The following is a 21,008-nucleotide window of genomic DNA, read 5'->3' as shown; positions in this document are numbered from 1 at the left end:
GGAGTGAGCCAGATGCCGGATCCGATCGCGCCCAAACCGCCCCGCTACCGACGACCAGCACGCCGGCTGCACTGGATCATGGCGGCCATCGTGATCACGATGGTGCCGCTCGGCATCGCCGTGAACTACCTGCCCTGGGACGCCTTCCAGGACTGGCTGTTCAATCTGCACAAGTCGCTGGGCATCGTGGTGCTGGGGCTGGTCGTTGTCCGCCTTGGCTATCGCCTGACGCATAAGCCGCCGCCTCTGCCAGCGTCGATCCCGCCCTCTCAGCGGCTGCTGGCGGAGAGCGTGCATATTGTTCTCTACGTCATTCTCTTCGCCATGCCGGTGATCGGATGGATTGGCACCAATGCCTATGGCGAGCCGATGAACGTGTTCTGGTCGGTGACCCTGCCGGCTGTCACCGGGAAGAACGAGGCGGTCTCCGATGTGCTCTGGACGATGCATAACGTTCTCGGGCTGACGCTCGGCGGATTGATCCTCGTCCACGCCGGCGCGGCGCTAGCGCATCGTTTCGTGCTGAAGGACGGCGTGCTCGGCCGCATGTGGCCACCATAGAGGTGCTACGCAACTTGGTCTGGATTGGCGCCGTCGGCACGTTGTCAGTGCATCAATGCATCCCCATTTTGGGATGGATTATGGGGATGCGGATGCCTCGGGCATAAACGCTAACGCTCAGTCCATCTGAAAGAGAGACACCGACCCTATGCGCCAGATGGGGCATGGGCCAGAGCTCGAGTTGCCGCGCTGCGATGCTGACGTAGGTGCCATTGGATGATGATACAGCGAGGGCGCCGATGATAGGTGAGGCAGAATGGCAGGTTCACGCTGAGCTGGTTGGGCAAGTCATGCTGGCCTGGTCGCGCAACACCCACCAGCTGCTCCGAGTGTTCACGCACATAACCGGCCTCGGGTCACCGATGGCCGAGACGCTCTTCTTCAGCTACGCCTCGGACTCAGGCCAGCGGAAGGTGCTACTCGGCCTCGCGGAGGCGATGAAGCTCGCTCCTGGCCCGACCGACGAACTGAAGAAGATCTTCAAGCGGCTCGAGAAGGTCGCGGGCGCGCGCAATGTAGCGGCGCACACGCCCTTCGGCCTTACCCTGTTCGACCTGGAGACCGGGGCCTGGGCTCCGAAAGTGGTCCCGGCGCTCGGCCGACACGTCGATAAGCGCCGCGAAGCAGACGTGGTTCGCCAGCTGCGGAAGGCCGACGCCGAATTGTCGTCGATCTATGACGCCCTGGAACATTGGCTCATGCACACTCAGTACCCCGAGCGGCTTTGGGGGAGAGGCAAGACCTTCGTCGGCGGTGTCAGCGCGCTGGGCGTTCCCCAACCGGTGGAGCAGACATCGAAGACGGACGTCACCGAGCTCGATGATTAACTCGTTGGTGGACGAGGAAACAGGTGCTGAGGGAAGACTATCGGCCTTATGATCGCTACGGCGGCGATACCGACCATGATGCGCGAGCCGTGGACAGACACTCTGACACTCCGCGAGACGGGCTATGTGGCTCGCGAGGACCTGGGAAGGACCTCATCCCGGCCGGCCGCTGGCGCCTCTATGTGGCATTGCGCAAGCTCTCATCTGAGATTCATACGCTTCGCTTCTTCCCACCTTTCGTTGCTTCGCGCGGCGGCCGACTAGCGGGAACGTTCAAGCGCGCGGAAGGCCCCATCCGCAGACGTCTTGCTACATCCTCAATCTCGCGCATAGCAGCTGTGACCTCACCGGCCGGAAGGAAGTGACCGGTAATCCAGCCATCGATGTATTGACGCACATCAGGCGAACAACGTCGTTTCAGGAATGCGAGGACAAGCGCCCAATCCTCGGTTCTGAAACGAATGATCCGCTCCAGAAGGGCGCCAGTCGCCTGCATGCAGCGCAGATCGAAGCGGTCGGTCTCATGCCAAAGCTGGTTCATGAACTCGGTCGCCACCTCGATATGCGACCGAAGTTCAGCATTCCTGGTCCCGATGAAATTCGCGACCGCCTTGAAGTTCTCCAACCCCCGTTCGTCGTCCTCACGAAGGACCGCAAGCATCGTGCCCGCGTTGAGTGACAGGTGGCCGTGCCGTCGCCAGGCAAGCTTCACCACGAGATCGATGTAGCGGCGCGCATCAATCATGCCGGTCTCGTGCGCGAGCGAGAAAACCGCCTGCAGCCAAACACCCTTCGCAGAGCAGGCCGCTTCGGCGAACCGGCGATAATGCATGTCCTCGCAGACGAGGAGATGCTTCGAACCCGCCAAGTTGGCAGCATCGAGCACATGGCTGCCGAACGACTGGTTGATCAGAACGGCGATGTCGGTTGGGTCATCCGGGGCGAGGACGGGGCGGACCTCGCAGGCGGCTTCGATCCGCGTGAGCTGCTCAATGATGTAGTCGCGCCGCGCGGCGATGTCCTGCGCCGTGTGCTCCTGACGGATGTAATGGCCGTTGTGCCAAGTCATCGTCATCGACGGCCTGGTTGTGGTTTCCTGCTCGTCCCGGAGTGTCTTGATCTCGTCGATCACGGTTTGCGGGACGATCAGGGTACCGAACACGGATTGAAGCACGTCGAAGGCATCCATCGTGGACACCGTCCAGGCGGTGTAGGCGTCGAGCACCGCTCCGGCCTGCCGATACGCCTGGAGCGCCCCCCGCGCGGATAGACGCTCGGTCTCCGTGCCCAGACAGGTACGGAGGTCGAAATCGAGAAAGCGGATGTACTCGACGAAGCGGATCGTATCACGACCACCCTTGCCCACGACGAAGCTGATGGGACAGTTGTTCTTCAGGTAGAGGTCGGCATGACTGCGATTACCTTCCGCAACGCGGCGGACCTGCTCCAGCGCCGGCTGGATATCACCCTCCTGCATGGTGATCGTGTAGAAGCCCTCGGCGTCCGGAAACCGATTTTCGAAATTCTCCATGACGTCGTGAAGCGCGTGGAGATATTTGTGCTTGATCTCGGCGACGCGCCACCGCCGGGTGCCGCCGAATGCCAGGGGCATCTCGAATTCATCGCCCACCCGTAGGCCGAGAGCGGCTGCCGCCATCGGATGGGTCGGACTGAGGACATCATCGGCCGGACGGTCCGCTCCCTCCTCGATGAGAAAGGCGTGACGCTCATGCCGGTCACTCTCGATACGGACCCAGGTGTCGACGCCGACGGACTCCGTGGGCGGGATCAGCCCCTCATCGGGATCCATCATGATTAGCCCGAAATAGCGAAGGACTGCTTTCTGATCGTTGCGCGCCGATTGAAGGACCGAGTAGGCATATCGAAGCGCCTTTGGCCCCTCACCGGTTTTTCGCATCACCTGGGCCAGGAACATCTTCTGGGCCGGTGTGCCTTTGACCGTCGCCAGATCGATGCCATCGACGAGCGCCCTTATTTCATCGCCGCGATCGAGACGGTGGAGTACGGAAAACAGGGCGATGTAATTGTCGAGATCGGGATCAGCCGCCACTGCCTTGCGCAATGCGGTTTCCGCTTCGCTGAGTGCGCCACGATTGAAGTGCAGCAGCCCTTCGGCATGTAGGTAATAGGAGATCTCCCGCACCCTCGCGGGCAGCCGGGCAAAGAAGGCGAGGGCACGCTGGCGGATCGGGCTGTCGTTAACGAACGCCCGTGCCAGCATTCGGAGCTCGTCGCTGTCGTGGTCCTCCGCAACTCTGCCAGAGAGCAAATCGATGACAATCGCGTCGTCTCCGCGGCGGTTCGCGTGATGCGCCACCATCAGCCGATCGGCCGCATGACTGTCATCGTCGATCTGCTTCAGAGCTGCTTGGAAGGCGGCGTCGGCAATATCCTCCATGTCCTCCCGACGCGCGAAGTCGGCCACGACGATGCTGGCGCGCGGATCGCGGGTCGCATCAGCGGCAACGACTGCTATCTGTCGCCGGCGCTCGTCCGGATCATCGACTGCGATCCTAATCGCTGCGAGCCTTGCCGTGGCCGTGATGATCGGTTCCTCGGTGGAGGGGATCAGCGATGCACTGTTCTCGAACAACGCGACGACCTCCGGCCAGTCGGCCCGCGCCGCGTGATAACGGAACTTCAGCACGACGCTGTCACGGGTCGCAGGCAGCCTGGGAAGTAGCTCCGCCGCGAGGGTTTCGTCGCCGGCCTCGATGGCGACCGTGGTTGCGCGAACGAGGAGATCATGATCGTCCGGTGCAAGGGCAAGGCCCTGGCGGGCGATATCTGTGGCTTCGGAGAACCTCTCGAGTGCGGCCATTCCGACGATGGCGTTGCCACAGAGCGCGGCGTCCTCCGGTCGCAAGGGACCGTCTGTGATCCTCGCCCGATCCCATTGGGATTTGAGCGCAGCGGTGGCTGACTCCAGCCGCAGCCGATCGGGCTCGGACAGAATCCGCTGCCGCTGAAAGCGATCGCCAGTAACGATCTCGTCGAGATCGGCCTCGGCCGCAAATTGCACGGCATGAAGTTCGAGCGGGTGCGCCGCGAGCACCTGGTGCGCGGGCTCCCACCACTCACCTGGCTTGCCGCGGCGCCTGATGAAGTCGACCCAGCCAACCTGCACGGCGGCGGTTCGGCGGAGCTGCTCCGGAATGAGTTCAAGCGGATCGGTCACCGCCTCGTCGAACCGGGCCGCCTGGACGAGATAGCCCGCAAGCCATTCGTTAGAGGGATCAGCCTCGAGCTGGTTCCTCCCGAATGCCAGCAGTTCTTGCCATTCGCCGCGGAGAAGCTGACCGAAGGCCTTGTTGGCGATCGCCTTCGGCTCATCGGGCGCATGGTCATATGCCTCGAGCAACAGGGCGGCGGCTTCGTCGTCTCTGCCGAGCGCCAGGAGACAATTGCCGATATTCGCTTTGATGCGAAACAGTATACGCCCCGAGGCCGAGTCGCCGACCCGGGCCAGCAAGCGCTCTAGGAGAGGCAAGGCCGTCTGTGTCTTGCCACTGTTGTTTAGCTCGCGGAACTCGTCGATCTCGGCATCGAGATACGCTTCGACCGCGTTCACCCCGATGGTGCTGTCGCCGGGCGGATTGGCAAGCCGGCCGCTCACCTCGGCGAGCATCGACCTCAAGCCGGTGAGACCGGCGGCAAGATCCTCGCGCATCTCGCCCTGACCGGCGGCAATCGATCGGGTCTCGGCGAGAATCTCTTCACTGAAGAGCGTTGCGGTCGGATCGAAGGCCTTGCGGGCCGATCCGTCCTCGCTGATCCGCTCCTCCAGCGTGTTCCATCCCCACACGAACACGCGCATCGGCGTACCGGCCGCCGCAAGCTCCTGCGTGATCTCACGCGCCAGTTCCTGCATCGCGACGTCGTCGGGCGCCGTGGTGGTGACGTAGTATTCCTTGAGCAGCGGCTTGAAGGTCAGCGCCTTCTTGACCTCGCCGCGCACCTCATCTTCCGAGAGGGCGTGCCCCTCGCTCTTCAGCTTGCACTGGATGCCGACATGCCGGTCCGCATCGCCATCGCGAATGCCGAAGAGGTCTACGCCATTCTGGCGTTGGCCACGCCGTCCGTTGCGCTGGACGGCGGGATCGTTGAGAAGCCCGCGCCACAACACGACGGACGCGCGCTCGAACGCCTGCTCGTCGGCGGGCTTGGGGATCTGGGTGGCGGCGAGCAGCGACATCGGCGACCATTAGAACAAGAGGCCGGCATCGTCGGGCGACTGCGCTAGCACCGCCGGCACGCGGCTGTGGTGCTCGATCCAGGCCCGCGTCTCGGCACTGATCCAGCCGGCGACCTGCAGGAGCGAGGCATAGTCCGCCGCAAGGTGGCGGTCGAAGATCGGCTCATGATGCGCGATCCTGTTGCGGAAGGTGCGCAGATAGTCGAGCGGCGCATGGGCTGCCTTGCGGCTCAATCGCGCATGCGGAAAGGCCCTGAAAACACCGGCCCGCCAGATGGTCATGTCGTAGTTGGCCTTGCCATAACCCGGCAGCCGTCCGCCTGGTCCGAGCAGGGCGACCCAGAATCCGAAGGACAGCGCCGCCACCATGTGAGGCGGATCGTCGGGATAGCCGTCCCGCCGCAGATCCGCACGGGAGGCGGAGATTCTCGACAGTGTGCCGGCATCAAGACTAGCGGCCGGATTGTCATACCAATCGGCGCCGTAGCGCGCGGCGAGGGCACGATGCATCGCGTTGCGCAATGCGATTTCCAGCCCCTGCAGCGGGCCATAGAAGGCTGCACTCACCGCTGTGTTCCAGCTATAGAGACGGACTGCTTTCTCACGATCCCCGCCCGCACGAGTGACATAGGTTGCCATGCGCTCCGGCGACAACGATGTCTCCAGGGCGTCGATGATGGCGTCGGTATAGGAGAAGGCGTTCTTGACTACTGCCCCGGGGTTACCCATATTGCCTCCCGTAAGCCCTGGGATCGCCTCTGCCGTTGGCATGCACCCGGGGCTCAGCTTTTCCAGAGCCTCCTCTTCCGCACAATTCGCCGATCATGCCGCCGCCTCCTTGGACGCAGCCGAGGCTTTCGCGGATTTGAAGCCGCGCTTGGCGACCGCCTTGCGCGCCGCCCTGGCGGTCTCCTCCGCTTCCCGGAAATCCGGCTCGAGTGCTTGCAGCTTCTTCACCAGCCCGGTGAGATCGTAGGTGTTGCTGAGCTTGCCGCCATTGCTGGCGCGCCTTTCGATCCGTTGGACCAGTCCCTCCTTCTCGAGCTCGGCGATATAGCGCTGGATCTGGCGTTCGCTCAGGCTGAGCCGCTGCGACAGGGTTTCCTTGCTCGGAAACGGCTTGCGTTCCTTGTCCCACCAGAAGTCGCAGAGCTGCAGGAGCACCGCGAGTTGGGTCGGATTGAGGTTCAGCCGACGCTGCGCACGCAGCAGAAGAGACGGCACGACGCAAAAGCCCAGATCCATGACGGACTGGCCCCATTTCTCGGCCGAGGCTTTCTTCGTCGCCTTGGAGGTGGGCGAAGATTCTCCTTCGGATGATTGTTCGACTTCCGTGGTCATGTTAGTTTTCCCGTTGACTGGTGAAGTCAACAAATGCAGCCGGTTACGGCGATCCGCAATAGACCGCAAGCGGACATTTATGACGCCACCCACCAGACATATGCGTCCGTAGGGCTGGCGACAAGAGCGTCTCCTAAAGAAAGACGCATCGTTCAATTCGGACGAAGTGCGATGCGGGATAAACGAGTAACGCCTCGCTCCCAGTCATGGATGTCCGGTGGATTAGGCGTGAACCCGCGAAGCCACATTTGTTCAGCTTCGGTTTTTGTTCACTCACCAGGCTCCGGCTCAGCCTATAGCTTTTGGCTCATCGGCCGCTTCACCGCCATCCAGCTCGGCGATGCGGGCCTTTACCGCTTCGCTGAGATAGGCGGCGTCGATCGCACGGAGATAGGCCAGCGCCTCCTCGTCGCTGGCCTGATATTCGAGGCGCCGCTTGTAGAAAGTGAGCCGACCTTCGGCTTCCTGAATGATCTGGCCCCAAGTCTTTGCCCAGACTCGGATCCGGATCGGATCGTCCAGCTCCATGATGAGACCGCGCGGCTTGCCGGCCATCCGCGCTTCGAGTTCCGCATCGGGCGTGAAGTTATTTGAAATGGCGACGAAGTCCCATTCGACATTGCTATGCTTGAACCGCACGTCCAGTGCGACAGCTTTGGCATATTTTCTTATCTGGCCGAGCACGTCCTCGTTAAGGGGCTGCAGTGGCCGCTTGAGCTCGACCACGAGATGTCTGCGCTCATCGTCGGTTGGAGTCGGGATACGGGCCGACAGCATCAGGTCACGCACGCCAACGACTGGATTGTGATCTCGGCCATCACGTCCACCGACAAGAAGGGGTTCGTCGAAGTTGTCGCGACGCGCGGCGGCAGCCGCGGCACGGGCACGCAGGAACGCCGGTTCCTGGTTCCGTCCGAGGAATACAAGAGCGGCCCCTTCGGCTTCGTCGTCGATGAGGCGCGGCATAGCACCTATGACGGCCCGTCGAGCTTCCTCTCGCTGCGAGGGAGGCCGGCGCCATGACCTCCATCGCCGACCCGTCCGCACGGCTCTTCCGCCTGGAGGCGTCGCGTCGGCAAATCCAGAAGCAGCTCGACGTTATTGACCGGCAGATCACTCGTCGCATGACGGCGATGATCCCTCAGCTCCAGCCGAGACGACCCGCCTATAGACGCAGCGATGGCCACGATCCGGGGGGATTCCTCGAACGCTATCGTTCGCACCTGGCAGCCATCACGGCCGAGCGGCAGCCGGAGATTGACGCACTTTCCCGAAAGCTGGCGCGGCAGGACCGAGCGATCGAGGCGCTGCGAGCACGATGTTCTCTGCCACACGATCACGCCGCCTAGTCTCGCACGTGTCGGCGCGGCGAATGAGGGCGGCAGGCCATCTCAAGGATGCCATGTCATTGGGGCGCAGCTGCGGCTCGTGTATTCCACCTGTGGTTCGCGGCATTGGTTCAATTTCGGCTCAGGTGCTGCAGGATGGACCGGCGGGGTTCCGGCGCCGCTTGGCATGACCGAGGAGGTGTCCATCGGCATCTGACGATTGCGGCACCAACCCTGCCGACCTCCCCTCGGGTTTGGCGCGGTCTAAACCGGCTGGCGACCGCCTCAAGGCCGCTGGCGCGCCGCGTTGCGGCCGGGACCGCCGCGCTCGGCAGGGACAGCCCGTGTCCCGCGCAGGGCTGCCGCCCCGCTTGGCCGCAGACCGCCCCCGCTCGCTTTGGCGGTCCCGGACCCTGAGGCGTTCGCCGGACGCCAGTTTTGTTTGACCGCACCCGAGGGAAGGACGGCAGGGCCGATCCGGGGCCTCGGGATAGCCGAAAGGAACAGTCCATGGCCAAGCCAGCTCAACCCGCCCGACAGACCGCCCGCGTCGTCCCGCTCCGCAAGGGCACCACGCTTGAAATGGTCCGCCTCGCCTGCCCCGACGCCGCCCAGGCGCTGCGGATTTCCGAAAGCTTCGGGCTCCCACTCCTCGACAGCGACGGCATCCGAGAGATCCATGAGCGCTTCATCGTCGAGACGTCGGCAAGCCTCAGCGAAGGCCTCGGCGAACGGGCGATGCAGATCCATCTCCAGCGCATCGTTGGCTCCTATGTCGGATCCGCCCACGGCGCCGGGCAGTTCTACTCCCGCGCTGTGACCGAAGCCCGCGACGCGACGGCCAAGGCCGCCAATGACAGCCGCGACGAGGACTTCGACGGTCCGGTCGGGTTCGAATCCGCCGCACAGCGAAAGCGCGAGTTCGCGGCCGACATGGGGCTCCAGGCGCACGCTCTTCGAATGGCGGCCGAAGGCGCCGTTGCGGCCTACAAGCACGTCGTCGGAGAGACCTGGAAGCCCTTCGAGCGCCCGCTCGACAATCCCGGCGCATCCGTCGATCGCAAGGCGGCCGCACTGCAGATGTCCGCCTTCGGCTGAGCCACCGTGGCGGGGCCTCGGCCCCGCAACCCCTCGCCTATCACCTCAATCGCCACCAGGACCGGCCTCCTTCGGGAGCCGGCCCTTTTTTCGTCGGGGCGTGCACCGGTCGCCGAACGACGAAGACGCAACCCCGCACCCCGTCCCGGCCGCAGGTCCTGCCGGGGGCGGATCAGCGCGCAACGGCTTCGCCGTCCTCCACTGGCGTTGCGGCCCTGCGGGTGCGCGCCCGCTCCTGTGCCCCGGCCGGGGACCTCCGTGACGGGGTCGCGAGGATCGCGACCTCCACCATGGAGGATCAGGGAAATGAGAGGCAAGGAAGAGGAGCAGCGTGTTGACGTCTATGCGCGCGTCACCGAGAAGCTCCTCGCGGAGCTTGAGAAAGGCGTCCGGCCGTGGATGCAGCCCTGGAGCGCGGCGAACGCCGCGGACCGGGTGACGAGACCGCTGAGACACAATGGTCAGCCCTATAGCGGCATGAACGTGCTGCTTCTCTGGTCGGAAGCCACGGCTCGCGGCTTCGCGTCGCCGACCTGGATGACCTTTAAGCAGGCGATCGAGCTCGGCGGTGCCGTCCGCAAAGGCGAGACGGGCTCCATGGTCGTCTTCGCGAGCCGCTTCACCAAGACCGATGTCGATGCTGCCGGTGAAGAGTTCGATCGGGAGATTCCGTTCCTGCGGGCCTATACCGTTTTCAACGTGGCGCAGATCGACGGCCTTCCGGAACGCTTCCACGTGGCGCTGCCGCCCGCGCGTGATCCGGTGGAGCGGATCGAGCAGGCGGATCGCTTCTTCGCCAACACTGGGGCCGTCATCCGGCACGGCGGCGACAAGGCCTACTATGCGCCGGCGAGCGATCACATCCAGATGCCGCTCTTCGCGGCATTCCGCGATGCGGCGTCCTATGCGGCCGTCCTCAGCCACGAGGCGACGCACTGGACGGCGGCGGTGCATCGCGTCAATCGCGACCTCAGCCGTTACGGCAAGGACAAGACCGAGCGCGCGCGCGAGGAGCTCATCGCCGAGCTCGGAAGCTGCTTCCTCTGCGCCGATCTCGGCATTGTCCCGGAGCTGGAACCTCGGCCCGACCACGCCAGCTATCTTGCCTCCTGGCTAAAAGTTCTCGCGGATGACAAGCGCGCGATCTTCGCGGCTGCCGCGCATGCGCAGCGCGCTGTCGCCTTTCTGCACGGCCTCCAGCCGGCGGCTTCCGAGGATCGGGAGGCTGCCTGATGAGAGTTTTAGGGGAGGGCGGATAGCCTTCCCCGATCTTGTAGCGTAGGCGAGGAAGCGCATGAGGCGTAGAAAGCTGGCGCCGGCCATTCAATTGCATTACATTCGGGCGATACAGGAGGCGCCCATGGCCGCGAATGCTCTCGTTCAAACCCGCATTGATGCCGAGATCCGGGATCGCGCCTCGGCCGTGCTCGAAAGCATGGGGCTCACGGTTTCCGATGCCGTGCGCATCCTGCTCACCCGCACCGCCAATGAGGGCGCGCTTCCGCTCGAACTGGTGGCAAACAGCGAGGCGCATGACGCCTGGTTCCGGGCTAAGGTATTGGAGGCGCTGAACGACACCCGGCCCGATATCTCCGACGATGAGGCCGAGGCACATTTCGCGGAGCGGCGGGCGGCGGCGCGCCGTCGTGCGAGCGACGTCCCAACGTGAAGCTTGTATGGTCCGCTTACGCGCTCTCCGACCGTGACGGCATATTCTCTCATATTGAGGCGGATAGTTCTGCCGCCGCGGCCTCAGTCGATGAGCGGATTGCGGCTGCGGCGCGCCGTCTGCGAGAGTTTCCCGAAAGCGGTCGTCCCGGAAGGATCCACGGGACGCGCGAACTGGTGATTGCCGGCACGCCTTATGTCGCGGCCTATGTCGTGACCAAAACGACGGTCCGCATCCTTCGCGTTCTGCACGGTGCGCAACGGTGGCCGGAGAGCTTGCCCGAGGGTTGAGGTGCCTCGCACCCGAAAGCGACGCTGAACGCGCTAGGCCATGGCAGCATCGTCGCCATGCCGATGAACAGGGGTACGCCCTTCTGTGAGGGAGTGCTCCCCGGCCGTACAAATGCTCCCGACATCGGGGACAGTTGTGTGCGTGAAGGCTCTTCGGATTATCGTGCCGCTCATTGGGCTCTCCTGACGGTCGTGGAGTGACAACCCGTCTGCATCTTCTGTAAGGGCTCGCGGACGATGCCGATGGAGCGGGCCTTGAGACGGCTCCTCCCCTTGTTGCGAATGGCCAGCCCTTCTGTGGGCTCGATGGGGCATGTCTGACCGGAGAGCGGCTACGCCTCGATCGTTTTCCCGCAACGGCCTTGCGCGACTTTCTTCCCCTGCGAACTGTGTTCGCATTCCTCGCGGTTCAAGAAAGTCGCTAATGGCCGCCTTCCACTACGTTTCAGCCTCTTCGAGGTGCGGTCCGATCGTCACCGGTCTGGTCGACAGCCATCGAGGCCGCGGAGGGCGCGGCCCTGAAACAGGAACGGAGTATCATCATGGCGACCATCGGCACCTTCACCTCCACCGCCAACGGCTTAGGTTGCGTGCACGGAAGTGTCCTTTAGCGCGCTGTCTTGTGATCCTGGCACGCAGACGTCCGGGTCAAGTGTTCCCGCAGCGTAGCGAGGACAGCACTTGACGCGGCGGCGACGCCACAAGCTTTTCCATGGGGTGCAGGACAAGTCCTGCACCCCTGCCACGTGGCGAACGGGAGAGCACGAGGGGAACCCCTCGCATCTATGAGAAGACTCGCGCCGTAGGCGCTCCGCTTATCTTTTCTTCAGGTGCTGTCATTTGTCAGTTTCATCGACGGTGTAACCACTTGGACGATGTCGATGTCCTTTTGCGCCTCCGGGTGCCTTGCCTCCGGAGAGCAGGATGGTTTCGATCGTGCGGGCGGTCGCCGGTGTTGACGGGATTCCGAACGGATTTCCCATTTTGCTCGACGCACGGATGTCGATCGTCGAGCCGGCCTTCAGCTATCTGCTCGAGCTTTCCACAATCCCCGGCCGCTCTCATGCGACGGAGACGCTGCGGACCTACAGCGAGCATCTTCATGACTGGTTCGACACGCTGGAACAGAGCGAACTGGATTGGCGTCTCGCCAATGAGGGGACGATCGCAGCTTACCGCAACAGGATGCTGTCGGCGCCAAGCCCGCATACGGGCCGTCCCTATGCCCGTTCGACGGTCAACGACCGCGTCCGGACGGTCTGCCGCTTCTATTCATGGGCGCATCGGCGCAGGCTGATCGACGCGCTGCCGTTCGACTATATCGACGTGTCGCTGCGATCGGCGCGCCGACAGGGCATGCTGGCGCATCTGGATCATCGTCCGCCTGTTGTGATGGCGAACGTCCTGACGATCTCGGAAGCCGAACGGCTGCCGCGTCCGCTTCGCGTCGATCAACTCCAATGCCTGTTCCAGCATCTCGATCCGCCCTATGGCCTGATCGCCGAGTGGGCATTGGCGACCGGCATGCGCCGCAAGGAGCTTTGCGGCTTGCAGCTTCATCAGGTGCCGGAGGTCGCCCATCTCGATGTCGATCAGGCTCCGCTCGTGAGCATTCCGCTGACCATCACCAAGGGCGACCGGCCGCGATCGGTCTATCCGCCCTTGCGATTGATCGATCGCACCCACTGGTATGTCGGAGAGGAACGCGCTGCTCTCGTGAAGCGCCTGCGCAGGGCTCAACCCGGTTATCGGGTGCCGGCGGCACTTTTCCTCAACAGCAAGGGCAAGCCTGTTTCCCGAGCGAGACTCTCTGCGGCGTTCGGCACGGCGTTCCGCGCGGCAGGGCTTATCGGGTCGGGGCATTGGCTGCGCCACACCTTCGCGATGACGATGCTCGTGCGCCTGCAGAAGCAGGCGACGACGGCGCCCGACCTCAACCCGTTGAAGATCGTGCAGGTCCTGTTGGGTCACGTGTCGATCCAGTCGACGGCCATCTATCTACGCTGTGTCGAGCTTCACGCCGACACGCTCGCCGAGAGCCTTGCCTATCTCTATGGCGAGCTGGTGCCCCATGACCGGGCGTAGGAGGAGTGCGATCGACCGCCGGCTTCCGGTTGCCGCGATGGGGCTGGAGACCTCGGTATCCGCGTTGAGCACCGACACGATCGTTTTCGTAGATGCGTGGGGCAAGCCCGATCAGCGGTTCGATCCCGGTCAGTTATCCGGCCTGCCTGCCGATCTGCGCCGGCTCCTGGTTGACGCCTTCCGTGAGTACGGCGCCGGCCAGCAGCCGGCCACGCGTCGAACGACCTGGGGAGCTGCCCGTCGCTTTGCCCGCTTCGTCGCCGACGACGGCATGATCGAGACAGCCAGCGATCTCGATACCGCAGCCCTTGGCCGCTACGTGCTCTGGCTCAGGAAGGAAGGCGCATCACGTGCACCACGCGGCGCGCATGCCGTCGCCTTCGATGTCCTTCGGCCCTTGCTCATATGGTGCCAGCGCAATCGGCCGGGCGGTCTCGCGCGCGACCTGGAGATTCCCTGGAACCCGTTTCCCGGCAGGAGGACACACCAGCAGCCGCGGCGGCGGCTTCCCGCCGATCAGATCAAGGCGATCCTACGCGCCTGCTACGAGGAGATAGCCGAGGCTTGGGGGCGGTTTCAACATGGGCAGAAGGTCAGGCAGCGTCCCGAGCTTCCGCCGAAGACGCTGCGCGGCCAAGGGCTCGACCGATGGATATGGCGGATCAGCCGGATCGAAGGCGGCCTCATGCCAGACACTGCCGTCCTGGAGGAGCACGGCATCAAGTCCAGCACGTTGGTCAGGTTCTGGGGCGGTTCGCGCACCATGTCCCAATATTTCCACATCACCACCGACACGCTGGTGCCGTTCTTTCTGGCGATCGCCATCCAGACCGCCGCCAATCCGGAGCCGCTGCGCCATATCCGCCGCGACTGCCTCGTTCCCCACCCGCTCGACGAACATCGCGTCATCGTCGACTGGAACAAGGCCAAGACCGGAGCCCGGCTCCAGAAGGCGCAGCGCCGGTCCTTCGATCGGCGTCGGCGATACGCCGCTCCGAACCTGATCGAGATGATGCTGGCCTTGACCGAACCGATCGTTGCGACGGCGCCACCCGGCGAGCAGGATCGGCTCTTCCTGACGCGCAGCATTCATAAGGAACCCATCCGTCGCTCGCTGCGCAGCCGCACCGAAGTCATCGAACACTCGGTTCTCCGGCGAGCCATCCTCAGATTCATAGAGCGCGCCAACCGCCGTATCGAGGCGTGGAACACCACCCATTCCGACAAGCCCCGTGAGCCGATCGCCGGATTTGCTCCCGCGCTGTTTCGCGGAACCGTGGCGACCGAGCATTACCGCGCGTCCGGCGGCGATGTTCTCGCAGCGCAATCGATCCTGAACCATGCCAGCGCTGCCACGACCGAGACCTATCTCAAGAGCGAGGAGACCACGCGCCTCCAGCGCCAGACGATAGCCCGCCTGCAAGACCTGATGATCGCCTGGGTGCGCGGGCCTGACAGCGAGCCGGCGCCGGTCTCTGGCGAGGCTCGCGCCACCGTTCTCTTCGGCCACGATTGCCTTGCACCTGTCGTTCCTGGTCGGGATGGCACTGAACGCCTGTGCCCGCGCTTCGGCGGATGCCTCGCGTGCCCCGGCCTGGTCATCCCGGTCGATCGGGAGCATCTCGCGCGCATTCTTGCTGCCATCGATCGGTTCGAGCAGGCCCGCAACCGGCTCGATCCACGGCGCTGGAACCTCCTCTACGCACCATCATGGCGTATTCTCACCCAGGACATCCTCCCGGATTTCCCCTCGGATATGCATGAGGCCGCACGCACGCTCGCTGCCAGCATGCCGGCCCTGCCGGAGCTGGAGTGATCATGCCAGCGCAAGCGCAGAACCTCGTCCGTTTTGACCGCCCGCAACGCGTATCGTCACGGTCGCTTTGGGCAGACCCTCAATGGCATTTCGACAGCACGCGGCCCGACCTGCGAACCCATCAACTCTTGATCGATTGGGCTTTCGAACTGCCTGACGGCAGCCGTTTCACCGATCCACCGTGGGGCCGGTGGCTGGAGGACGCACGCACCTTCATTTGGTCGCTTCACGTCGATCCGCCGCCAGGGCGTCGACAGGCGCGGGCAAGGTCGCTCGTCGCGACCGCGCTCAGGCTTCGCGCCCTGATCCGATGGATGGCCGAGCAGGCGATGCGCAACTTCGCCCAACTGGACCGCGATACAGCCGAACGGTTCATGCAGCACGTGGCAGGACGACGAACTCTTGCAGGAGCTCCGATCAGGCCCGGCACCAGGCACGACTACGCCAACCTTCTTCTCGCCCTCTATCAGCAACGGTCCAGGCTCGCTTTTGCGCCTCCCGAGCATCCCTTCGGTGATGAGCGCGCCAGCCGGTTCTCCGGGTTCAGTCGTCATACGGTCCAGCGCTTGCCCTTCACGCCGGACGCCATCGCCGTTCCACTTGTCTCGGCTGCGATCCGGTTGATCGGGCAGCCAGCCGACGACGTCATTGCGCTGCGCGACCAGGCCGTGCCGTTTCGCATGGACGATCAGGGCCGTTCCTTCTTCACTCACCGGCAGGCCGTCCGCGCGCTCGTGTCGTCGTTTCGCTTTTCTACCATCGAGGGTGAGCACACCCCCTGGCATGCACCGCTGACCCGGACCAAGGATCTTCGCCTGCTGGTCAACCGGATCCAGGAGGCTTGCTTCATCACCATCGCCTATCTGGTCGGCGCACGGGTCTCAGAGATCCTGACGCTGGAGGCGAACTGCATCGAGGAACATCCATCCGCGGATGGCAGCGAAGCCTTCGCCTACCTCCGCGGTCGGATATTCAAGACCGCCGCCAGCGAGGCCGGAACACCGCATCTGTGGCCGGTCCCGCCGCCTGTCCTGCGCGCCATCGAGATTCTGCATCGCCTATCGGAGCCTTTTCGCGCCGACGCGGGCCGACCCGAGCTTTGGCTCTCTCTTTCCGGCAGCGGCCTCGTCGATCGCCGAGCTCCCGAGGTCATGACAGCCAGTTCGCTCATCGTCCGTCTGAACAAACGGTTCGCTCCCTTCATCGATCTGCCTCACAATGACGATGGCTCACCCTGGCATCTCACCACACATCAGGGCCGCAAGACCTTCGCCCGCTTCGTCGGCAAGCGCGACCGCACCGGCCTGCACGCCCTCCAGCATCATTTCGGGCACGTGACCCGCATCATGACCGACAGCGCCTATGTCGGCACGGATTTCGATCTCGGTGAGCTCGTGGACGCTCAAACCCTCGAAGAGACCCGCTCCGCTCTCGAGGAACTGCTCACCGCCTCGCGTCTCGGCGGCAAGGCTGGACGACTGCTGTCGTCGCGATCGCGCTTCCGGGGCCGTACCCGCGACGGCGAACTTGCCGCCTATGTCGATTTCCTGATCGAGGACAGCGGCATGCGGCTGGGCGTCTGCGATTGGGGCTATTGCGTCTATCGCGCCGAGACCGCCGCCTGCATGGGTGACGAACGCGGCCCGAACCCGCTCTGGCGCACCGAGAGCGCCTGCGTGAGCTGCGCGAACTTCGCCGTCACCGAGCGCCACCGGCCCGTCTGGCAAGCCCGGCTCGAGCGCAATCTCGCGCTGATTGCCGACCAACGGATCGACGGAGCGAGCCGTGCACTCGCCAACACACGTATTGCCGAGTGCGAGCGCATTCTGTCCGATCTTTCCGCAATAGAGGGTCCCCATGGCCAAGCCGCCAGCCGCAAACCCGCATGATCGGCGCATGGAGGCGACGGCCGAGAAGCTGCGCCTCGCTCTCGAGCGCCTGGTCGGAGGGGCCGGGCAGCGCTCCAGTGCATCGATCGCGCGCCTGACCGTCGCCGCACTGGCACGCGAGGCCGGCCTCAGTCGCAATGCCATTTACGCCAATCACCGCGATATCCTCGACGATCTCACCCGAGCCCGCCAGCGGCAGCGCGTGCCCGACCGGATCGCCACCATGGAAGACAAGATTACTGAGCAGCGCGGTGCGATCGACGACATGCAGCAGCGGATCCGACAGCTCGCGACCGAGAATGCCGGGCTCATGCGGCGAGCCATCGAGGCGGAACGTCGCGCCGACAGGGCCGAGCGCCGCAGCGCTCAGTTGACGAAGGAGGTCGACGCCGTCCGCCGCCCGACAGTGCTGCGATCGTCAGATGGGGACACGGCGCGACGCTGATGCCGTGACACCCCCCGCTCATGCCATGCGGCCCATCGCCATGCGCCGGTAAGCTGATGCCGCAGGTGCAAAGTAGCGAGACTCGTCTTCCTTCTTGTCGCAGTGAACGGCCTGGGCGTGATGCACGGTTGCGCCTGATCTCGGCATGTCGTCATCGTCCGGATATCGGCGTCATGAGCCAGGATCTCTCCTTCGAAGCTGAATGGGGTGCGTCCACTGCGGCCTTTCTTGCTGGCGTATCTCACACCGCGTCCGGCTACTGCGCAGCCCGACCTCGATCCCGCAACAGCGCGATGCCGATCTTCTTCCCCGCCGTGCTCGGCTGACGCCTGCGCGCGGCTTCCTCGCGAGGCAAGAAGCCCGGCTCTGCGCCGCCTTCCACTGCGTTCCAGCCCTTCGGGTGCGGGTCGGTCGCCCGGTGTTCTCCGATCGCCATCAAGGCCGCGGTGGTCGCGACCTGATACAGCAAAGGAGAAGTTCCATGGCTCAGATCGGCACGTTCACCCGCAACGAAGACGGTTCGTTTGCCGGAGTTATCAAGACGCTCAACCTCAACATCAAGGCCCGCCTGGTCGTGGCCGAGAAGGAAAGCGACAAGTCGCCCGACCTTCGCGCCCTCGCGGGCGCCATCGAGATCGGCGCCGGCTGGAAGAAGACCGCCAAGGAGACCGGCCGGGAATATCACTCGGTCAAGCTCGACGACCCGAGCTTCCCCGCTCCGATCTACGCCACCCTGGTCGAGAGCGAGGACGGGTTCGCCCTCTTCTGGTCGCGCTGAGGCAGCCCGACCCTCGGACGCGGCGCTCCACCTCGGGGCGCCGCGATTCGGCAAAAGGGCACCTTGAACGTGTCATCCAACAAATAATGAAGCGACATCAACGACTTCCGCTCAAAATGACAGTTGACGGCTGACCTAAAACGGCTTCACCGGCAACATCCGCACCCTCGGCCTCAAGGCCCGGACCCGCATCGTCCGCATCCCGAACCCGTCGGACCGCGGCCCCCAGTTCCGCATCTTCGACGCCGAGAACGTCGAGCTCGGCGCGGCCTGGCAGCGGACCGCCGAGGAAACCGGCCGCGACTACCTCTCGGTCAAGCTCGACGATCCGTCCTTCCGCGAGCCCCTCTACGCCACCCTGGTCGAGGTCGACGGCGAGGAAGGCCTGCAGCTGATCTGGTCCCGGCCGCGGCGGGATTGATCGCAGCGACGCGAGGGCTCCGCCGCAAGGCGGGGCCTTCGTCCTTTCCGGCACGCGAGGAGACCCCGATGACGCGATCCCGTTCATCACAGCGCCGACAGCCGCATCCCGACGACATCGTTCTCTGGCCCGACGGCACCTGGGCCACGCTCGAGGACGTGCGGAACGGCGATTTCGACTGGATGTCGGACGACTATGAAATCATCGACCACCTGGACGACGCCCGACTGAAGGCGGCCGGTGTCATCGACGAGACCATGTGACGCCTCCTGACCGGCAGCGCTTCGCTTGCCGGCCATTCTCATGGGGCCGGTTCAATCCGCGTCGCGGTAGCCCCGCCGCCGCTTGCTGCGCTCGAGGCGGCTCAGCGCGTCGTCGGCCTCGTCCGGCCGGTCGAAGGTCTGCATCATGGCCTGGCCGTTCGACCCGATCCGGCCCCAGTTGCGGATGACCGACGCGCCGCCGAACAGCGTCGGCTGGATCGCCAGCGCGTAGAAGCGCCGCATGTTCTGCGTCGGGTCGATGCGGCGAAGATGGACGGGGCGGCTGCCCTTCTGGGTCATGCCGGGAGTCTCGCCGCCGCCGCATGCGGCGTCCAACGCGTTTTTCGAATCGGTCCGGCTCGACCGATTCATTGTGCTGATGCCTCAGTCGCACCAGCTGCGCCGGCCGCCGTCCCAGCGCCGGACAAGCCCTTCGGCGACCAGGCTCTCGCCGATCGAGCGGCCCGCACGCACGACCGTGCGCAGCTTGCGGCCGAACGGGTCTTCGTCCCGCGAACCCGCGAGCAGCGAAAACGGTCCGGCGTTGAGCAGCGCCCGCAGCCTGTGCTTCGCAGCCTCGCCCAGCTCCCTCTCATGTGTGCAGCGTGGCGGCGTGAGTTCCGGAGCGTCGATGTCGGCGATCCGGATCTTTTGTCGTCCGAGCCAGAACGTGTCGCCGTCGACCACGCAGTCGAACCGCCGGGCGCTGCCACAGATGGCGAACGAGATCGTCACGTTATCGGAAATCGCACGTGGCATAGGCTCAGCATTTCCGCGACATGGCCAATGAAGCGCGGCGAGGGCGAGTGCGGCGACGAGAGCGCCTCTGATGGGGAGAACAATCATTCTGCGGGAGCGCTGCTCAGACCGCCCGGCTGAATCCAGCTGCGATGCTGTCGTTCCGAACGGGAGGATAAGGCCAATTCGGCGGGTCTTTCTGCGATCGAAGCCGGGGCAGGCCGGACGACCCGGGTGGCGTTTGGCATCAGAATAGCCAGCCCGACAAGACACGCGGCCACCGACAAGGAGATCTGGGCGAGCCGCCTGCGGCGGACTGGCTCTACTCGCGCCGCTGCGCATCGCTCCCGGAGCCCGCGATGCGGTCTCCGCCCATGCGGGTGACGATCCATCTCGCGGGACGAGGCCGCCCGGATCGACCAGGCGCCCTGTCGCGAGGGCGACCCTCGCGCACCCTGCCGGCTGGTCGCCGGATGCGGGCACGGCGCCCGGCGGGCGCCGTGGCTTTCCTCTCTCTCTGACGTCCGATCATACACCCGCCGCTCCGGCGTCAAGGACATCGCGGTTCCCCCAATTTTCCGCCGCCGCCCGGGAGGCGCCGCCGGAAAATCGGCACCCCCGCTCGCCGCCGCAGGCGGTCGCTTCGCGATCCCTGACCCCTCGCGGCTACGGTGCGGCCTCCTTTCGTCAGACCGAAAGGAGACATCTCATGTCCGACATCGACTATCTCTCGCTGTTCACGCGCCTGAATGGTTTCAGGTCCATCGCAACGATCAACCGCGTCGCCTGCGACAACGATCTCGCGCGCAGCGCACACGACCGGTTCGTCGCCAAGCTCGGCGAGCTGATCGAGCTGACGATACGCGCTGTGGAGGCGCAGCGGTGCGCGCGAGACGGCGCCGACCCGGCGCGCGGCGAGCAGGCCGCCGAAGACCTCTATTGGATCGAGGCGGAATTCGAACACCGCTGGCTCGCGCAGCCGCAGCCGCTCCTCGATCATCTCGACATCGACATTGCGACGCAGGAGATATTCGATCCCCGCACGAGGCGCTGGTACGCGCTCGCCGAATGCGGCCCGTCGCTGCACGAGGTGAGCGACCGCAGCCTCTGCGGCCTGCGCCAGATCATCGACCAGATCGCCTGCGAGACCGGCGTGAGCTTCCACGCCCGGCGCATCGTCTACGGGCCCGCGGAGCTGGCGCCGAGCGGCGGCTGAACCGCAGGCGAGAGGCGGTCCGGCCGC

Annotated in this window: 22 protein-coding genes and 1 pseudogene; 17 read left to right on the top strand and 6 right to left on the bottom strand. The window is 64.7% G+C overall.

The window, feature by feature from the left end:
• Positions 1-12 precede the first annotated feature (12 nt).
• Entirely contained in the window at positions 13-561 is a 549-nt protein-coding gene (locus K9D25_RS21210) for a cytochrome b (RefSeq protein WP_244451088.1), read from the top strand.
• Positions 562-923: 362 nt separating this feature from the next.
• On the top strand, positions 924-1,388 hold the full coding sequence (locus tag K9D25_RS21205; RefSeq protein ID WP_244451087.1) for a hypothetical protein: 465 nt from the start codon (positions 924-926) through the stop codon (positions 1,386-1,388).
• A 211-nt stretch (positions 1,389-1,599) separates the two neighbouring features.
• Here K9D25_RS21205 and K9D25_RS21200 read toward each other — a convergent pair whose 3' ends face one another.
• The 4 genes from K9D25_RS21200 to K9D25_RS21185 form a co-directional block, all read right to left on the bottom strand.
• Positions 1,600-5,604: a PIN domain-containing protein gene (locus tag K9D25_RS21200; RefSeq protein ID WP_244451086.1), complete on the bottom strand. Its 4,005-nt coding sequence runs from the start codon at positions 5,602-5,604 to the stop codon at positions 1,600-1,602.
• A gap of 9 nt (positions 5,605-5,613) precedes the next feature.
• A complete protein-coding gene (locus K9D25_RS21195; protein WP_244451085.1) occupies positions 5,614-6,333 on the bottom strand; it encodes a hypothetical protein in 720 nt (239 codons plus the stop codon).
• 93 nt (positions 6,334-6,426) lie between these two features.
• Positions 6,427-6,945 (bottom strand): helix-turn-helix domain-containing protein, encoded by a 519-nt coding sequence (locus K9D25_RS21190; RefSeq protein ID WP_244451084.1) that lies wholly within the window; start codon positions 6,943-6,945, stop codon positions 6,427-6,429.
• 288 nt (positions 6,946-7,233) lie between these two features.
• Complete coding sequence (locus K9D25_RS21185; protein ID WP_244451083.1) at positions 7,234-7,671, bottom strand: hypothetical protein; 438 nt, start codon at positions 7,669-7,671, stop codon at positions 7,234-7,236.
• Between the two features lie 60 nt (positions 7,672-7,731).
• On the opposite strand from K9D25_RS21185, the pseudogene K9D25_RS21180 reads away from it, so the two are divergent.
• The 14 genes and pseudogenes from K9D25_RS21180 to K9D25_RS21115 all read left to right on the top strand — a co-directional run.
• Positions 7,732-7,968 (top strand): annotated as a pseudogene (locus K9D25_RS21180) (DUF7007 domain-containing protein); the annotation flags it as partial.
• Positions 7,965-8,294 carry a hypothetical protein gene (locus K9D25_RS21175; RefSeq protein WP_244451082.1) on the top strand — a complete coding sequence of 110 codons (330 nt, stop codon included), beginning with the start codon at positions 7,965-7,967 and terminating at the stop codon, positions 8,292-8,294. The pseudogene K9D25_RS21180 and the gene K9D25_RS21175, both read left to right, overlap by 4 nt.
• A gap of 489 nt (positions 8,295-8,783) precedes the next feature.
• Entirely contained in the window at positions 8,784-9,371 is a 588-nt protein-coding gene (locus K9D25_RS21170) for a hypothetical protein (protein WP_244451081.1), read from the top strand.
• 306 nt (positions 9,372-9,677) lie between these two features.
• On the top strand, positions 9,678-10,604 hold the full coding sequence (locus tag K9D25_RS21165; protein WP_244451080.1) for an ArdC family protein: 927 nt from the start codon (positions 9,678-9,680) through the stop codon (positions 10,602-10,604).
• A gap of 127 nt (positions 10,605-10,731) precedes the next feature.
• Positions 10,732-11,040 (top strand): type II toxin-antitoxin system RelB/DinJ family antitoxin, encoded by a 309-nt coding sequence (locus K9D25_RS21160; RefSeq protein ID WP_244451079.1) that lies wholly within the window; start codon positions 10,732-10,734, stop codon positions 11,038-11,040.
• On the top strand, positions 11,037-11,330 hold the full coding sequence (locus K9D25_RS21155; protein WP_244451078.1) for a type II toxin-antitoxin system RelE/ParE family toxin: 294 nt from the start codon (positions 11,037-11,039) through the stop codon (positions 11,328-11,330). The genes K9D25_RS21160 and K9D25_RS21155 overlap by 4 nt, the downstream gene beginning before the upstream one ends.
• Positions 11,331-12,254: 924 nt before the next feature.
• On the top strand, positions 12,255-13,415 hold the full coding sequence (locus K9D25_RS21150) for a tyrosine-type recombinase/integrase (RefSeq protein WP_244451077.1): 1,161 nt from the start codon (positions 12,255-12,257) through the stop codon (positions 13,413-13,415).
• A gap of 37 nt (positions 13,416-13,452) precedes the next feature.
• Positions 13,453-15,231 carry a hypothetical protein gene (locus K9D25_RS21145; RefSeq protein WP_244451076.1) on the top strand — a complete coding sequence of 593 codons (1,779 nt, stop codon included), beginning with the start codon at positions 13,453-13,455 and terminating at the stop codon, positions 15,229-15,231.
• 2 nt (positions 15,232-15,233) lie between these two features.
• On the top strand, positions 15,234-17,120 hold the full coding sequence (locus K9D25_RS21140) for an integrase (RefSeq protein ID WP_244451075.1): 1,887 nt from the start codon (positions 15,234-15,236) through the stop codon (positions 17,118-17,120).
• Positions 17,089-17,565 (top strand): hypothetical protein, encoded by a 477-nt coding sequence (locus K9D25_RS21135; RefSeq protein WP_244451123.1) that lies wholly within the window; start codon positions 17,089-17,091, stop codon positions 17,563-17,565. Before K9D25_RS21140 ends, K9D25_RS21135 begins: the two co-directional genes overlap by 32 nt.
• 173 nt (positions 17,566-17,738) lie before the next feature.
• Positions 17,739-17,891, top strand: coding sequence for a hypothetical protein (locus K9D25_RS21130; RefSeq protein ID WP_244451074.1), 153 nt, complete (start codon positions 17,739-17,741; stop codon positions 17,889-17,891).
• 155 nt (positions 17,892-18,046) lie between these two features.
• Entirely contained in the window at positions 18,047-18,343 is a 297-nt protein-coding gene (locus tag K9D25_RS21125) for a DUF736 domain-containing protein (RefSeq protein WP_244451073.1), read from the top strand.
• 157 nt (positions 18,344-18,500) lie between these two features.
• Entirely contained in the window at positions 18,501-18,764 is a 264-nt protein-coding gene (locus K9D25_RS21120; RefSeq protein ID WP_244451113.1) for a DUF736 domain-containing protein, read from the top strand.
• 68 nt (positions 18,765-18,832) lie between these two features.
• Complete coding sequence (locus tag K9D25_RS21115) at positions 18,833-19,027, top strand: hypothetical protein (protein WP_244451072.1); 195 nt, start codon at positions 18,833-18,835, stop codon at positions 19,025-19,027.
• 51 nt (positions 19,028-19,078) lie between these two features.
• Here K9D25_RS21115 and K9D25_RS21110 read toward each other — a convergent pair whose 3' ends face one another.
• Together K9D25_RS21110 and K9D25_RS21105 are read right to left on the bottom strand one after the other, a co-directional pair.
• Positions 19,079-19,327 carry a WGR domain-containing protein gene (locus K9D25_RS21110; RefSeq protein WP_244451071.1) on the bottom strand — a complete coding sequence of 83 codons (249 nt, stop codon included), beginning with the start codon at positions 19,325-19,327 and terminating at the stop codon, positions 19,079-19,081.
• An 84-nt stretch (positions 19,328-19,411) separates the two neighbouring features.
• Positions 19,412-19,873, bottom strand: coding sequence for a thermonuclease family protein (locus K9D25_RS21105; RefSeq protein ID WP_244451070.1), 462 nt, complete (start codon positions 19,871-19,873; stop codon positions 19,412-19,414).
• Between the two features lie 601 nt (positions 19,874-20,474).
• Here K9D25_RS21105 and K9D25_RS21100 point away from each other — a divergent pair.
• The gene (locus tag K9D25_RS21100) at positions 20,475-20,981 is read left to right on the top strand and encodes a hypothetical protein (RefSeq protein ID WP_244451069.1); all 507 of its coding nucleotides are present in this window, start codon (positions 20,475-20,477) and stop codon (positions 20,979-20,981) included.
• Positions 20,982-21,008: the final 27 nt, after the last annotated feature.

Origin of the sequence: Ancylobacter polymorphus, from assembly GCF_022836935.1 — a bacterium.
In the GTDB taxonomy this organism is placed as follows: Bacteria; Pseudomonadota; Alphaproteobacteria; order Rhizobiales; family Xanthobacteraceae; genus Ancylobacter; species Ancylobacter polymorphus_A.
Note: the sequence above shows the minus strand (reverse complement) of the source record. Positions and strands in the feature narration are given on the sequence as shown.